The organism is Pseudomonas sp. S3E12, from assembly GCF_001702295.1.
GTDB lineage: Bacteria > Pseudomonadota > Gammaproteobacteria > Pseudomonadales > Pseudomonadaceae > Aquipseudomonas > Aquipseudomonas marginalis.
The window spans coordinates 1-16,424 of the sequence record NZ_MBDT01000032.1 but is presented as its reverse complement, the minus strand read 5'-3'; the positions used below and the strand labels follow the sequence as shown (position 1 = coordinate 16,424).

8 protein-coding genes and 1 pseudogene are annotated in these 16,424 nt (G+C 63.2%); 5 read left to right on the top strand and 4 right to left on the bottom strand.

All coding sequences use genetic code 11. The features are described from left to right. Positions 1 to 76 precede the first annotated feature (76 nt). A complete protein-coding gene (locus tag BB029_RS24655) occupies positions 77 to 1,702 on the bottom strand; it encodes a PvdJ/PvdD/PvdP-like protein (RefSeq protein ID WP_065941151.1) in 1,626 nt (541 codons plus the stop codon). Positions 1,703 to 1,844: 142 nt separating this feature from the next. Between BB029_RS24655 and pvdM the strand changes: the two genes are divergently transcribed. The 3 genes from pvdM to BB029_RS24640 are packed head-to-tail and all read left to right on the top strand — an operon-like array spanning position 1,845 to position 5,389. Continuing rightward, positions 1,845 to 3,194 carry a pyoverdine-tailoring dipeptidase-like protein PvdM gene (gene pvdM / locus BB029_RS24650; RefSeq protein ID WP_065941150.1) on the top strand — a complete coding sequence of 450 codons (1,350 nt, stop codon included), beginning with the start codon at positions 1,845 to 1,847 and terminating at the stop codon, positions 3,192 to 3,194. Positions 3,195 to 3,212: 18 nt separating this feature from the next. Next, entirely contained in the window at positions 3,213 to 4,484 is a 1,272-nt protein-coding gene (locus BB029_RS24645; protein WP_065941149.1) for an aminotransferase class V-fold PLP-dependent enzyme, read from the top strand. Between the two features lie 32 nt (positions 4,485 to 4,516). Further along, positions 4,517 to 5,389, top strand: a complete 873-nt coding sequence (locus BB029_RS24640; RefSeq protein WP_065941148.1) for a formylglycine-generating enzyme family protein — start codon at positions 4,517 to 4,519, stop codon at positions 5,387 to 5,389. A gap of 120 nt (positions 5,390 to 5,509) precedes the next feature. Here the strand turns inward: BB029_RS24640 and BB029_RS24635 are convergent, their stop codons facing one another. Continuing rightward, positions 5,510 to 6,340 (bottom strand): formyltransferase family protein, encoded by an 831-nt coding sequence (locus BB029_RS24635; protein WP_065941147.1) that lies wholly within the window; start codon positions 6,338 to 6,340, stop codon positions 5,510 to 5,512. Between the two features lie 200 nt (positions 6,341 to 6,540). Between BB029_RS24635 and BB029_RS24630 the strand changes: the two genes are divergently transcribed. Further along, on the top strand, positions 6,541 to 8,193 hold the full coding sequence (locus BB029_RS24630; RefSeq protein WP_065941146.1) for a cyclic peptide export ABC transporter: 1,653 nt from the start codon (positions 6,541 to 6,543) through the stop codon (positions 8,191 to 8,193). A 155-nt stretch (positions 8,194 to 8,348) separates the two neighbouring features. Further along, positions 8,349 to 10,724, top strand: coding sequence for a TonB-dependent siderophore receptor (locus BB029_RS24625; protein WP_065941145.1), 2,376 nt, complete (start codon positions 8,349 to 8,351; stop codon positions 10,722 to 10,724). A 141-nt stretch (positions 10,725 to 10,865) separates the two neighbouring features. Here the strand turns inward: BB029_RS24625 and BB029_RS24620 are convergent, their stop codons facing one another. Both BB029_RS24620 and BB029_RS34340 read right to left on the bottom strand, forming a co-directional pair. Next, complete coding sequence (locus BB029_RS24620; RefSeq protein ID WP_371914637.1) at positions 10,866 to 14,933, bottom strand: amino acid adenylation domain-containing protein; 4,068 nt, start codon at positions 14,931 to 14,933, stop codon at positions 10,866 to 10,868. Between the two features lie 12 nt (positions 14,934 to 14,945). Next, a pseudogene (locus BB029_RS34340) lies at positions 14,946 to 16,424 on the bottom strand (amino acid adenylation domain-containing protein); the annotation flags it as partial.

Here is a 16,424-nt window from a genome sequence, read left to right as displayed (position 1 = left end):
ACAAGAGGGAGGCAGCGAGGGTTCAAGGTTTTTTTTCAGCGCAGGTAATCGCTCCCGAACGGGAGCGAGAACGTCGCTAGACGGTCTTCACCTTCAAATGCCGCGCATACCAGGGCCGCTTCGGCACGCGCTTGAACAGGCCCTGCAACAGGTGCTCGTCCTCGCCAAAGGTAATGCGCAAGGCGAGCTTCATGGTCTCCGGGTCCATCTCCATCGACTTGCCCATCTGCAACCCCGGGGTGGTACTGCAGCCATGGGTGTCCGGGCCCAGCCACGGGTCGCCGACTTCGACCCAACGTCCCGGGGCGAACCAGGCCACGCCGTTGACGTCCAGGCGCCTGACTTCGCCGGGGTTGAAGCGTTCGTGGGCGCGGTACCAGTCCTCGATACGGTCGTCGATCCAGCCGTGGAAGTGCCAGAACACCGGGTTTACATGGGATGAAAACGGGTCGCCGAGGAAGTCGTTTTCCGCCGCGTACCAGCGCGGGGCAAAGTCTGCCGGGTCGCGGGCCAGGGGTACCGGCGCGCCGTTGGACGGGTCGCGGGGCACCGAGGCCCAGCGCATGTGCAGCCAGTCGTGCAGGCCCAGCTCCATTTCGGAACCGAGTTGGCCCAAGGTCAGTCTGGCCAGGTAGCGCGGGTCGCGGTACTGCGATTCCCAGACCTGGAAGTTGCTGTGGTAGGTCTCGGCGGCCTTGATGTCGCTGACCCACTGGGTGTATTCGCTGTCGTCCGGGGCTGACCAGGTGGGCGGCAGCGCGAAGCCGTCGTGGTTGTCGAAGTAGCGCAGGAAGCCTAGGCGATCGCGCTCCAGCGCCGGTTGCGGTTCGGGGAATGCGGGCCACGAGGGCAGATCCTGCATCGAACGCGCGGTGCCGAGCATATGCCGGTGCATGAAGAAGAAATCGATGCCCGAGCCGTTGCGGTCTTTGTGTTTGCCACGGGCGTCACGCTCCTTGCCGCGCGGGCCGGGTTGCCAGCCGATACCGCGCAGGGCGTCGCGTTTTTCTTCGGAGAGTTTGTGCCACTGGTCACGGGTGGCGTGCCACAGCTGGTGAAACAGGCGGTGCTCCGGAGCAATCAGCCAGGCCAGCAGGGTCGGGTTGAGGCCGATGCGTTGGCGGGCTTCGGGAAACAGCTGTTTGTGGGCGATAAAGCGGTTGTCACGTTCGGTCAAGGCCAGGGGGCGATCCAGGTCGAGGATGTGCCCGCTGAGGGTGCCGCTGCCGGCGTTGGCGAAGTCGGCCCAGACTTCATCGAGGGTCATCTTGAACTCATAGGCGGGCCTGCCGTCGAGGGCATCGCGGTCGATCAGGCGCCAGTAAAGCAAGGCGCCCTCGCCCGTCAGCAGGTCACCCAGCACGCGGTAGCGCGGTTCGCCTTCGCTGCGCAGGTTGGCGGCGGTGTCCAGGTAGCCGCGCAGGCCACGGCCACGGGGGGCGATGTCGAGCAACAGTTCCAGGCCCTGCAGCGGCAGGCCCTTGAGGCCGGCGTCGCGGCCTTCCAGGCGCAGGCGCCACACCCCGCGCAAGGTGTTGGCCAGGTGCTGCCCGGCGGTGTCGGCCAGGTCCACAGTGGCTTCGCCGGGAGTGATGGGGAATTCTTCTTCGCGCGTCAACTCGCGATGGGCATAGAAAGCGGCCGGCACAGCCGCGCCGGTCAGCGCCAGGCCTGCGATGAACCCACGTCGAGAGATGGTCATTGTCTACCTTAGGAAACGGCTTTATCAGAGCTAGAACGTTTGCACGCCGGGGAAATTTACCGCCCTGCCCGCGCCGCCTAAATTTCCCCGCGCACCACTCGTTCTTCCCTGATAGCGAAGGCCTCAACTGACTGAGATGGCAATGACAAAACCACGTTCGAAAAAGGCGCTGTACATCGGCTTGCCGCTGGCACTGGCCATCGGTGCCAGCGCAGGCTTCCTGGCCTGGGATCACTGGTTCAAGGGCAATGCCGGCTACCCGCTCGCCGTGATCAAGCAGGCCAATGAACTGCAGGACCGCCTGCTGTCGTTCGACAGCCACATCACCGTGCCCATGGACTTCGGCACCGCCGGCAACGAGGCGGACAAGGACGGCAGCGGCCAGTTCGACCTGGCCAAGGCGGCACGCGGTCGCTTGTCCGGCGCAGCCCTGACGATCTTCGGCTGGCCGGAAATCTGGAATGGCCCCAATGCCCCGCACAAGCCTACTGACGGTTTTGTCGAGGAAGCCCGCCACGAGCAGGAGGTGCGCTACAAGATCATCTCCGGCATGGTGCGTGACTTTCCCAATCAAGTCGGCATCGCCTATACCCCGGATGACTTTCGACGTCTGCATGGCGAAGGCAAGTTCGCGATCTTTATCAGCATGCTCAACGCCTACCCCCTGGGCAATGACCTGAACCAGCTGGACCTGTGGACCGCCCGGGGCATGCGTATGTTCGGTTTCGGTTATATCGGCAATAACGCCTGGTCCGACTCATCGCGCCCACTGCCGTTTTTCAATGATTCCGTCGATGCCCTCGAAGGCCTGTCGGACATCGGCAAGCAAGCGGTGCAGCGCCTCAATGACCTGGGGGTGATCATTGACGTGTCGCAGATGTCGACCAAGGCCCTGGAGCAAGTCGCGCACCTGAGTCGCACGCCGATGGTCGCGTCCCACTCGGCACCGCGCGCGTCGGTGGACATCCCGCGCAACCTCAGCGACAAGGAACTGCAACTGATCAAGAACAGTGGCGGCGTGGTGCAGGTGGTGGGCTTCCCGGCCTACATACGCCCCCTGAGCCAGCCGACCCAGGACAAGCTCAACACCCTGCGCGCGCGTTTCGACCTGCCGCCACTGCCCAACCTGGCCATGGCCCTGATGCCGGGGGACGCGATCATCGCGGCATGGCCGGAGCAGAAGTTCGGCCAGTATGCCCAAGGGCTGTACGGGATTCTTGAGGAGGAACCCAAGGCCACGCTCAAGGACTGGGGCGACGCCGTCGACTACACCGTGCGCAAGATCGGGATCGATCACGTCGGCATCGCTTCGGACTTCAACGACGGCGGCGGTATCGACGGCTGGAACAACGTCGGCGAAATCCGCAACGTCACCGCCGAACTGATCCAGCGCGGCTACTCCGAAGCCGACATCGCCAAGCTGTGGGGAGGCAACTTCCTGCGGGTGTGGGACCAGGTACAAAAAGCCGCCAAACCCTTGGCCAACCGCTAATCACCTAGAAGCAAGTCCATGACTGACCGCCGTACGTTTCTCAAGCAGGCCGGGGTATTCGCCGCCAGCCTGCCATTGGGCGCTGCACTCATCCCGCAGGCACTGGCTGCCACCACCACGGATGACCCATGGACGGGGTTCAAGCAGCTGTTCAACCAGGACCCGGATTACCTGCACTTCTCCAACTTCCTGGTGGCCTCGCACCCCAGGCCGGTACGCGAGGCCATCGAGCGCTACCGCGCCCAGATCGACCGCAACCCAGGGCTCGCCATGGACTGGGACCTGGAGCAAACCTGGAAACGCGAAGGCCAGGTACGCGAATGGGCCGGCCGCTACCTCAAGGCCACCCCGGCGCAGATCGCCCTGACCGGCAGCACGTCCGAAGGCCTGGCGATGATCTATGGCGGCATCAAGGTGCGCCCGGACCAGGAAGTCCTCACCACCGTGCATGAGCATTACGCGACCCAGAACGTGCTGGATTTTCGCGTGCTCAAGGAAGGCACCCAGGTGCGCCGGATCAAGCTGTTCGAGCGGGCCAGCCAGGTCTCTGCCGACGAGGTGCTGGGCAATATCCAGCGCAATATCCGCCCCAATACCCGGGTGCTGGGCATGACCTGGGTACAGTCCGGCAGCGGCGTGAAACTGCCCATCGGCGAGATCGGCAAGCTGGTGGCGGCGCACAACCGCAACCGCGACGACAAAGACCGCCTCCTCTATGTGGTGGATGGCGTGCATGGTTTCGGCGTGGAAAACCTCGACTTCCCCGACATGCATTGCGACTTCTTTATCGCCGGCACCCATAAATGGATGTTCGGTCCGCGGGGCACCGGGCTGGTGTGCGCGCGCAACCCTGAAAACACCTACGTCACGCCCATGGTGCCGACCTTCTCCGAAGACAAGGACTTCGCCACCATCATGACCCCCGGCGGCTATCACGCCTTCGAGCATCGCTGGGCGGCGGATGAGGCCTTCAAGCTGCACCTGCAACTGGGCAAGGCGCCGGTCCAGGCGCGCATCCATGGACTGAACGCCGAACTCAAGGAGCAATTGCTGGCGCACCCGCAGATCGAACTGGTCACGCCGCGCAGCCCAGAACTGTCTGCCGGCTTTACCTTCTTCCGGGTCAAGGGCCAGGACAGTGATCGGGTGGCGGCCTATATGCAGAAGAACCGCGTGGTGATCGACGCGGTGGACCGCGACGTCGGCCCGGTGATCCGCACGGCGCCCGGCCTGCTCAACAACTCCGACGAAATCCAGCGCTTCATGACCCTGCTCAGCCAGCGGTTGTGACGCGCCTTTTTCCCTTTGCACGAGAGGCCCCTATGACGCCACTGCGACTCAAACCCCTGACGACCCTGGCACTGACCGCCCTGTGCGGCGCGCTGCTGCCGGGCCTGGCCCAGGCTGCCACGCCGCAACCGGGCAAAGTGTTCAAGGACTGCAAGGACTGCCCGGAAATGGTGGTACTGCCCGCCGGCACCTTCACCATGGGGACGCCGGAAGACGAAGTCGGCCGTGAGCCGGACGAAGGCCCGATGCATGAAGTGACCTTCGCCAAGCCGTTCGCCATGAGCCGCTTCCACATCACCGCCGGCGAATGGGACAGCTATATCCGCCAGACCGGGGTGAAGATCGCCGACGGCGACACCCGCCCCGGCCGCGAATGCATCGCCAGCAAGCCGCGCTACCCCCAGGGCCCGCGCCAGCCGGCGGTGTGCATGGACATGGACGACATCAAGCACTACGTGGCCTGGCTGTCGAAAAAGACCGGCCAGCAGTACCACATGGTCAGCGAGGCCCAGCGCGAATACGCCGCGCGCGCCGGCTCCACCGGGCCATTCCCGTTCCCGTTCGACGAGGGCAAGGGCTACAGCATCGCCAAGCATGCCAACACCTACGGGCCGGCGGACGGCTACAGCTATTCTTCGCCGGTAGGCAGCTACCCGCCGAATGCGTTTGGCATGTACGACATGCATGGCAACGTCTATGAGCGGGTGGCCGACTGCGAGCACTCCAGCTACATCGGCGCGCCCACCGACGGCAGCGCATGGATGGAGCCAAACTGCGAGGGCTACATGATTCGCGGCAATGACTGGGGCGAGGCGCCGGTGTTTTCGCGCTCAGGGAACCGCAACACGATCTATCCGCAGACGCGGGGTGACTGGATCGGCTTCAGGGTCGTGCGCGATCTCTGAAGCTGACGGGATTTAATCTGGGAGGGGGCTTGCTCCCGATGGTGCGGCAGTCGACATCGCCATTGACTGACACTCCGCCATCGGGAGCAAGCCCCCTCCCACAGTCAAATCGTGCGCGGCTTAGACCCCCTTCTGCGCCAACAACTCCAGGCCTTCATGCAACGCCGGGAACAGGCTGTTATTGAAGTTGTTCCAACGCAACTCAAGTATGGTGTCGTCCGGCGAGATCTCGGTCTTGAGCACGTCGTGGAACACTTCGCCGGAGTCGATGCCGTTATCCACGTAGTGGAACGAGGCGCCGGTGAGGTACAGCGGTTCACACGGCTGCGTCTCCCTGGTCGCCCAATCCACCACGGCTTGTCCACGGGCACCGTACAAGGCATTCCAGGTGGCGTAGGCACCCCGGCGCTCATAGGGCGATTCGATACGGGTAATACCGGGGTGGATGTTCATGATGCGACGGGCAAACGGCGCACCAGGGCGCACCAGCTCGTCCAGGATCACCAGCAGGCCGTCCAGCACCACGATATCGGCCTTCAGCTCCACCAACGTGTCATGCAGGCGGCGTTCGAAATCCTGCTTGCCGGCAATATGCTCGGCGCTGCCCCGCGGCAGGCGCCGATAGGTGGACGGCACGCTCAGCAGCAGATCGTTGACCAGGCGCCCCTGCACCCGCAGGTCGGCCGGGTACAGCCACTGGCGGCCGGGCTTATAGGCAAAGCCGTAGTCGGCCACCAACTGCTGGTCCCGCGGGTTCTGCTCATCGTCGTCATACACCACGCCCACCAGGTTGTAGGCCTCGCCCAGTGGCGTGTCGTTGAGCGACCCCACCAGAAACTCCAGCACCGACTTCATGTAGCGTTCGTGGTCCTTGTAGGCCACCGGCTGGCCGGCCTTGTCGGCAGCGGCATTGCGCAGGGACCACACGTACACCAGGTTCTTTTTCGTCATTGTTTCGCTCTCGCTGGAAAGATCAGGCACGCGCCGATACGCGTGCGCCTACACCACAAGAACGAACCAGCCCACGCGCAATTTATCCGCCACCGCCACCGCCGGGCACGTCGAGCTAAATAGTCGCGCCAATCCTTCGTTTGTCATGGGTAAGGGTCTGTGTGCCCAGCCCCCTCTTTTTCACTTTCCGGGAAGTACTTATGACCGATCCCAAGCGCGGCGCCTTCAAAGGTTTGCTTGCATTGCTCAGGCCGTTTCGCACCATCGTGACGGTCTCCATCGCCCTGGGCATGGCCGGCGGCCTGGCCATCACGTTGTTGCTGGCGACCATCAATAACGCGCTGCATTCTTCCACGGGTATGACCCAGGGCGTGATCCTGAGCTTTGCGGCGCTGTGTGTGCTGGCGCTGACCAGTTCGATCGTCTCCGATATCGGCACCAACTATGTGGGCCAGCGGATCATTGCCGCCCTGCGCAAGGATCTCGGCGAAAAGGTGCTGTCGGCGCCCATCGAGCAGATCGAACAGTATCGCTCCCACCGCCTGATCCCGGTGCTGACCCATGACGTCGACACCATCAGCGACTTCTCCTTTGCCTTCACCCCGCTGGCCATCGCCACCACCGTGACCCTGGGCTGCCTGGGGTACCTGGCGTACCTGTCGGTGCCGATGTTCCTGATGATGGTGGTGGCGATCGTCATCGGCAGCAGCGTGCAATTCATTGCCGGCGCCAAGGGCATTCGCGGCTTCGACGAGGCCCGCGACCAGGAAGACGAGTTGCAACGCTACTACTCGGCAATCGCTTCCGGCGCCAAGGAGTTGCGCATCCACCGACCCCGCCGCTACCGCATGAACACCCACCGCATCCAGGAAACCGCCGACCGTATCAGCGATATCCAGGTGCGTTCGGTGAACATCTATATCGTCGCCAAGACCTTCGGCTCGATGCTGTTCTTTGTGGTCATCGGCCTGGCGCTGGCGATGCAGGCCTACAACCCGAACCCGGACCCGGCGGTGATCACCGGTTTTGTGCTGGTGCTGCTGTACATGAAGGGCCCGCTGGAACACGTGGTGGGTTACCTGCCGATCATCGGCAAGGCGCGCATTGCGTTTGCGCGCATCACCGAACTGTCCGAACGCTTCTCTTCCCCCGAACCGCACCTGCTGATGGACGGCAGCGAAGCGCCGACACCGGTGGTGCACAGCTTGGAGCTGCGCGGCGTGAGCTACAGCCCGCCGCCGGTGGAAGGCAGCCAGCCGTTCCACCTGGGGCCGATCAACCTGAGCATCAAGCAGGGTGATATCGTGTTTATCGTCGGCGAGAACGGCTGCGGCAAGACCACCCTGATCAAGCTGCTGCTGGGCCTGTATCAACCCGAGGCCGGGGAAATCCGCCTCAATGGCGAAACGGTGACCGACCCGGCGCGCGATGACTATCGCCAGCTGTTCACCACGGTGTTCGCCGACTACTACCTGTTCGACGACCTGGTCCAGGGCAGCGCCACCCAGTCCCTGGACAGCGCCGCCAAGTACCTGGAGCGCCTGGAAATCGCGCACAAGGTCAGCGTCAAGGACGGCGTATTCAGCACCACCGACCTGTCCACCGGCCAGCGCAAGCGCCTGGCACTGGTCAACGCCTGGCTGGAAGAGCGCCCGGTGCTGGTGTTCGACGAATGGGCCGCCGACCAGGACCCGGCCTTCCGCCGCGTGTTCTATACCGAACTGCTGCCGGACCTCAAGCGCCTGGGCAAGACCATCATCGTGATCAGCCACGACGACCGCTACTTCGATATCGCCGACCAGTTGGTACGGCTACGTGCGGGCCAGGTGGTACACGAAATGGAGCCGGCCTGAAAATTCTTTTCCGGTTTCCACAGGTAGGAACGTCTCACTAGTGGTAATGAGAACCAACCACAACAAATATTTATAATCTGCCCACTAAATACCTAGAAGAGAATTCACCCATGCCAGCAACATTTGGTCTGAGTCCCTTGAGCAAGGCACTCTCCATGCGCCGCCTCTTGAACACCCACGTGCTCCCTGGCGCCATTGCCGTTGCGCTGACCCTGCCAGTCGCAGGTTATGTTCAGGCGCAGGAGATCGAGCTGAATGTCCCCGCCCAGTCACTGGGGAGCGCTCTTCAAGAATTTGGTCGGCAGGCCAACCTGCAAGTGCTGTACAGCCCGTCCGACGTAGAAGGCAAACGCAGTCACAAGGTCAAGGGCAAGATGCAACCTGGCCAGGCCATGACCACCTTGCTGACCGGGACGGGGGTCGATTACGACCTGCAGGGCAACACCATGACGCTCACGGCCGGGCGTTCGTCCGCCCTGGAGCTGGGCGCCACCCAGGTGACCGCCAACCAGCTCGGCACCATTACCGAGGGCTCCGGCTCGTATACTCCCGGCACCATCGCGACCGCGACCCGAATGGTGCTGACGCCCCGGGAGACGCCTCAATCGATCTCGGTGGTGACGCGCCAGGCCATGGATGACTTCAACCTCAAGTCGATCGACGACGTGATGCGCCATACCCCCGGCATCACCGTTGCCGCGTACGACAGTGAGCGGACCAGCTACTACTCCCGTGGCTTCGCCATCCAGAACTTCCAGTACGACGGCATTCCGATCCTGCAGGATGCCCAGTATTCGTCCGGCCACACCCTGACCGACACGGTGATCTACGACCGCGTCGAGATCCTCAAGGGCGCTACCGGCCTGCTGACCGGTGCCGGCGGCCCTGGCGGCACCATCAACATGGTGCGCAAGAAGCCAACCTCGGAATTCAAGGGCTACATCGACCTGGGCGCCGGTTCCTGGGACAACTACCGCTCGGAAGTCGACGTCGGCGGTCCGCTCACCGAGACCGGTAACGTGCGCGGTCGGGCGGTGGCCGCCTACCAGGACAAGCACACGTTCCTCGATCATTACCAGCGCAAGACCAACGTGTACTACGGCATCCTGGAGTTCGACCTGTCACCGGACACACTGCTGACCGTCGGCGGCGACTACCAGGACAGCGACCCGCAAGGCTCCAGCTGGTCGGGCTCGGCCTCGCTGTATGACAGCGCCGGCAACCGCATCAGCACCTCGCGTTCGTTCAACAATGGCGCCAAGTTCAGCAAGTGGGCGCAGTACACCCGTACCGGTTTCGCGACCCTGGAACACACCTTCGATAACGGCTGGGTCGGCAAGGCCCAGTACAACCACCAGATCAATGGCTACAAGGCACCGCTGTCCGCCCTGCTGGCGCCCAACGTCACCACCGGTCAGTCCATGTTGCTCACGCGGACCTACAATGGCGAGACCACCAGCGATACCGGCGACCTTTATGCCACCGGGCCTTTCAGCCTGTTCGGACGTGACCATGAACTGGTGATCGGCGCCTCGGTCTCGCGCTCCCGCTGGCTGGGCCGCGACTACACCCGCGCCATCAACAACAACTACGACTATTTCAATTGGAACGGCGAGGTTCCCAAACCTGACCGTGGCCCGCAGACCAAACGCAACGACGAGCTCACCCGCCAGAGCGCCCAGTACATCACCGGCCGCTTCAGCCTGGCTGATGACTGGCACCTGATCCTGGGTACCCGGCTCAACAACTACGAGGTCAGCGGCACCAGCCAGGTCAAGGACACCGGCAAGGTCGTGCCTTACGCCGGCCTTACCTACGACTTCACCGAAAACCTCTCGGCCTATGCCAGCTTCACCGAGATCTACCTGCCACAGGACGACTACCGCGACCGCAACAACAAGCCGATCGAGCCGGATGAAGGCAAGAACTACGAGGTCGGCTTCAAAGGCGAATTCTTCGATGGACGCCTCAACGCCAGCCTCGCCTACTTCGAAGTGCACGAGAAAAACCGCGCCATCGACGATAGCGACTACATTCCCGACAGCTACCCGGGCCTCGACTATGCGTCCAAGGGCACCAAGGCCAAGACCAAGGGCTACGAAGCGGAAATCTCCGGCGAGCTGGCCCCCGGCTGGCAGCTGCAGGCGGGTTATACGCACAAGATCATGCGTGACAAAGAGGGTGAAAAACTCTCCACCTGGGAACCGGAAGACCAGGTCAATATCTACACCAGCTACAAGCTGACCGGCGCCCTGGACAAACTCACCCTGGGCAGCGGCGTGCGCTGGCAGGGTACGGGCTGGAAGCTGCTGACCAACAATTACACCACCGGCAGCCAGGATAACTTCTCCCAGGATCCCCTGTGGCTGGTGGACCTGATGGCTCGCTACCAGGTCACCGAGAACGTATCGGCCAGCCTCAATGTCAACAACGTCTTCGACAAGAAGTACTACACCAACATCGGCTTCTACAACTCGGTTTACTACGGTGACCCGCGTAACATCATGCTCAGCACTCGCTGGAACTTCTGATGCATAGACGCTAGACGCACCGCCCCAAGCCCCTGGCCATGCGCAATGACCAGGGGCTTTTTGCTGCCCGCACAACACGCAGGCAAGGCAAAAAAAAACGCCCCTGGCCGTTGGGCCAGGGGCGTTGGATAACGCAGACAGTTACTTCATGGCATCGGCGAAGCTCTGTACGAACGCGGCGTTATCGATGATGCGGTCGTGGGTGGAGTCGATCGTCACTGACTGCTGTACGCACGCGCGGCCCACCACCTGCTCCATGGTCGCTTCGATCAACCGGCGATGCTGTCCCGCACGGCTCGCGGCGGCCCACCAACACCTGATCGGCGCCTTGAGCGGCTTGAAGTCGGCATCCTTGAGGCGCTGGCCCAGGGTGCGGTCCAGTTCCCAGGAAATCTGCGCCTCGTCACCCTCAAGCAAGCTTGCCTTGATCTCCCGGAACGTCTCACCCAACGCGTCTTCAGCCCAGGCACCCAGCGCCTGCCATTGCTGCACTTCATCGCTGAAGAGCGCCTGGCTGTCCTGCCACGCCCCGTGGATCTGTTGGCTCGAGGCAGGAAACATGACCTGCAACAGTTCTACACGCCGCTGGTTGACCGACAGTTCATCGTCATCCGCCGTCACCGCCGCGTCCCAGTAAGCCTTGAGCCAATACGGTGGCGAGGCGTCGATCCAACCGACCACTTCCACCTCGCGCCCGGCTTGCTCCAGCGCATAAGCGACTTCCATGGCCAGGTTACCGCCCATTGACCAGCCAGCCAGGCGATAAGGGCCTTCGGGCCAGGCAGCGAGCAATTGCCCAGTGTAGTCCTCGACCATCGCTTGCCAGCTCGGCACCGCACTGCCCTCCTCGGCCAGTGCACGGCAGATCACGCCCATCACCGGCCGTTGCTCGCGCAGCGCCAAGCCAATGGCCTTATAGCAATGCACCGAGCCATAGCTGGGGTGGAACAGGAACAACGGCGTCCCTTGCGTCTGGCTGTTGAGCTTGACGATCAACGAAGGCCCCGCGCCGTTACCCAGGCAATTCACCTGCCCGGCAACCGTCGGGTTAAGCATCAATTGGCTGACCGACAGCACCCTGCCGGTGGCCTTGCGGATGCGCTCCCTGAGCATCAACACCAACAGCGAATGACCGCCCAGTTCAAAGAAATTGTCATCCAGGCCAACGCGCTCGACGTCCAGCACCTCGCCCCAGATCGTCGCGAGCCGTTGCTCCAACTCGCTCTGCGGGGCGCGGAACACCTGCTCGTGCTGGCGCGCATCGGGCTTGGGCAGTGCCTTACGGTCCAACTTGCCGTTGGGGCTCAGAGGCATCTGCTCCAACAGCACCCACTGGGCCGGCACCATGTAGTCGGGCAAATGCGCAGCCAGGTGCGCACTGAGCGCTTCGCGCCAGTGTTCACCGGGCGCCTGCAACACCAGATAGCCGACCAAGTGCTTGCCATCGACAACCTGCACCGACGCCTCCTGCACTTCAGCGGTTTCGAGGAGGCGCGCTTCAATTTCACCCAGTTCAATCCGCAGGCCCCGCAACTTGACCTGGTGATCCAGGCGCCCGAGGTATTCGATCACACCGTCGCTGCGCTGGCGCACGCGGTCACCGGTACGATACAAGCGGGCACCCGACTCGAACGGCGAGGCAATGAAACGCTCGGCGGTCATCCCGGGACGGCGATGGTAGCCACGCGCCAACCCCTTGCCGCCCAGGTACAACTCGCCCGCGACGCCTGCGGGCACCACTTGCAACTGGGCATCCAGCACATAGGTCTGCAGATTGGCTATGGGCTGGCCGATGGGCACCGTGTCACGCCGTTCATCGATGCAGGTCCAATGGGTCACGTCGATGGCGGCTTCCGTCGGCCCGTACAGGTTGTACAAGCCGGCTGCGGGTAATTTGGCAAATACCTGTTGCTGGGCATCCACCGGCAGTGCTTCACCGCTGCATACAATGCGTTGCACGCTGTGGCAACTGGACACTGCCGCATCCTGCATGAACGCCTGCAACATCGAAGGCACAAAATGCAACGTCGTCACGTGTTCGGCGTTGATCAGCGCCACCAGCCTGGCGGGGTCACGGTGATCACCCGGCGCCGCGACGACCAGCCGCGCGCCGGTCATCAGTGGCCAGAAAAACTCCCACACCGAGACGTCGAAACTGAACGGTGTCTTTTGCAAGACCGTATCGCTGGCGCTCAAGGCGTAGGCTTCCTGCATCCAGCACAAGCGGTTGGCCAGTGCCGAATGACGGTTGCCCGCGCCCTTGGGCTGGCCGGTGGAGCCGGAGGTGTAGATCACATACGCGAGGTTTTCAGCGTCCAGCACAATGTCAGGATTGGTGTCGGGGTAATCCTCGAACGCCGACTCCCCCAGCACCAGGCATTCGACGCCTTGGGCAATCGGCAGCTGTTGCAGCAGATGGGATTGGGTCAGCAGCAGTTTCACGCCACTGTCTTCGAGCATGTACGCCAGGCGCTCACGCGGGTAGTCCGGGTCCATCGGCACATAGGCGCCGCCCGCCTTGAGCACGGCCAGCAGGCCGACGACCATTTCGACGGAACGCTCCACGACCAGGCCGACCAACACATCCGGGCCGACGCCTGCACGGATCAGGCGGTGGGCCAGGCGATTGGCACGCCGGTTCAGCTCGACATAGTCCAGGCGCTGGGCAGCGAAGACCAGTGCCGGAGCGTCCGGGGTCTGCGCTACCTGAGCCTCGATCAAATGATGCACCGGCTGGCGCGAATAGTCGCGAGCGGTGGCATTCCATTGCGCTACCAACACCTGCTGTTCGCAAGGGTCCAGCAACGGCAACTGGCTGACACGCTGCTGCGGGTCATTGAGCATGCCCTGCAGCAGGTTCTGCCAATGGGCGAGCATGCGCTCGAGCACGACAGGGTCAAACAGGTCGGTCGCGTAAGTCAGGGTGGCGTGGATGCCATCCGCCGAGGCCTGGGTGTCCAGGCTCAGGTCGAACTGTGCGGTGTGGCTGCCCCAATCCAGCCCTTCTACACGCAGGTTTGGCAGTGAGTGCCCCGAGGTCATCAGGCCGGCATCGCTTTGGTGGTTGAACATCACCTGGAATAAGGGGTTGTGGCTCAGGCTGCGCTCCGGTTGCAGGGCTTCCACCAACTGTTCGAACGGCAGGTCCTGATGGCCCTGGGCATCCAGGCTGCGGCGCTTGACCTGCTGCAACAACTGGCCGACGGTGATCTGCCCGTCGATATCGGCCTTGAGCACTTGAGTGTTGACGAAGAAACCGACGACGCGCTCCACCTCAACCCGGTTGCGGTTGGCAATCGGAACCCCGATGCGGATGTCCGGCTGACCACTGTAGCGGTACAACAGGCTCTGGAAAGACGCCAGCAACACCATGAACAACGTCACGTCCTCACGCTGGGCCAAGGCCTTGAGCCCGGTTGCCAGCGCTTGGGGCAATTCGAGTTGCAGGCTTGCACCGCGATAGCTTTGCACCGCTGGCCGCGCGTTCGCGGTAGGCAGTTCCAGCATCGGCTGTTCGCCGCCGAGCAATTGCCGCCAATACGCCAGTTGACGCTCGCGCTCGCCCGCCGCCATCCATTGGCGCTGCCAGTGCGCGTAATCGGCGTATTGCAGCGCCAGTTCCGGCAATTGCGGCGCCTGGCCCTGGCAGTGGGCGGCGTACAGCTGCACCAGTTCGTCGACCATCACTTGCATCGACCAGCCGTCGGTCACGATGTGGTGCTGCACCAGCACCAGCACATGCTCATCGTCGGCCAGGCGCAGCAAGGTAACGCGCAGCAGTGGGCCCGCCTGCAAATCGAATGGCCGGGCAATCTCGGTTTCGACCTGCTGTTGAAGGTTCTCGGCGTCGGCCTCCACCCGCGCGATCACCAGGGCGGTCGCTGGGCGAATCAACTGAAACGCGCGCTCGCCGTCCTGGTACACCTGGGTACGCAAGCTCTCATGCCGCGCCACCAGAGCGTCGAAGCTGCGCTGCAAGGCCTGCTGGTCGAGGCGCCCGGTCAGGCGTAGCACGCTGGGAATATGGTAAGCCGCACTGCGCGGATCCAGTTGCCAAAGGAACCACTGGCGCTCCTGGGCGAAGGACAACGCCAACGGTTGCTCACGCCCGATCGCCAGCATCGGCGGCGCCAGCGCCTGATCTGTCGCCTGCAAGGCCAGCACGAAACTTTCCAACTGCGGTTGTTCGAACAAGGTGCGCAGGGCCACTTCCCGCTCAAGCAACTGACGCACACGGGAGATCACCTGCATGGCCAGCAACGAATGCCCGCCCAGCTCGAAGAAGTGATCGTTCAGGCCAATACGCTCGGCCCCCAGCACCTGTGCCCAGATCGCCGCGACCTGCTGCTGCAACGGCGTCACCGGCTCCACCCAGGCGCCTTGCGACTGCGCCGTATCCGGTTGCGGCAGGCCTTTGCGGTCGAGCTTGCCGTTGGGGGTCAGCGGCATCCGGGCCAGGAACATGAAGTGCGCCGGGACCATGTAGTCCGGCAGATGGGTTTTCAATCCACGGCGCAGGGTTTCGCGAAACTCGGTGTCGTTGGCCAGCGAACCATCGGCCGGCACAACATACGCCACCAGTTGCTTGCCGGTCGGCCCATCCTGGGCGACGACCACGGTTTCACCGACGCCGTCCTGCTCACGCAGGCGCGCTTCGATCTCCCCCAGTTCGATACGGAAACCACGGATCTTCACCTGGTGGTCGACACGCCCGAGGTAATCCACCACGCCATCCGGGCGGCCACGGGTCAGGTCGCCGCTGCGATATATGCGACTGCCCGGTTTGCCGAACGGGTCCGGCACGAAGCGTTCGGCGGTCAGCGCCGGGCGTTCCAGGTAACCACGCGCCACGCCCTCGCCGCCCAGGTACAGCTCACCGGCGACGCCGATGGGTTGCAGGTTGAGCTGAGCATCGAGTACATAGCCACTGCGGTTGCCCAGCAGCGTGCCGATTGGCGCGTAGACGGCGCCGCAGGGGTCGCCTTTGCGCGCCTTCCACAGCAACGGCGTGACCACGGTTTCGGTCGGGCCGTAGCCGTTGAACAGGTAGGTCGGTTTGAGCGCGCGCCAGGCCAGGTCGTAGCTGGCCTGGGCCACGGCATCACCACCGAAGCAGTAGACCCGCACTTTCGGTGGATTACCGTCGCGCTCGGCATGCTCAGCCAGTTGTTGCAGGTACACCGGCGGGAACACCGCCATGGTCACGTTGTGACGGTGCATCTGCGCGTAGGTGTACTCGGGCAGCCACAGGCTGTCATCACGGACCAGCACGCTGGCGCCGTTGATCAGCGGGTGCATCCAGCCTTCGTGGGAGCCGTCGAAGGCGAACGACATGAAGTGCAGTTCGCAATCGGCCGGCGATGTTTCATAACGCTCGCCGGTGGCGATGATGTGCGCCACCAACGGCCCGTGGGACACCGCTACGCCCTTGGGCAGGCCGGTGGAGCCGGAGGTGTAGATCACGTAGGCGAGGTTGTCGCCGTGCAGTTTTACCGCCGGCGCGGTGTCGCTGTAGTCGGCCCACGCCTCGGTGCGATCGATAGCCAGCGTCTGCATGCCGTCGGGAATCGGCAGTTGCTGCAAGGCACTGGAATGGGTCAGCAGCAGTTGCGCACGGCTGTCCTGCATCATGTACAGCAGGCGATCACGCGGGTATTCGATATCCAGCGGCACATACACACCGCCGGCTTTCATCACCGC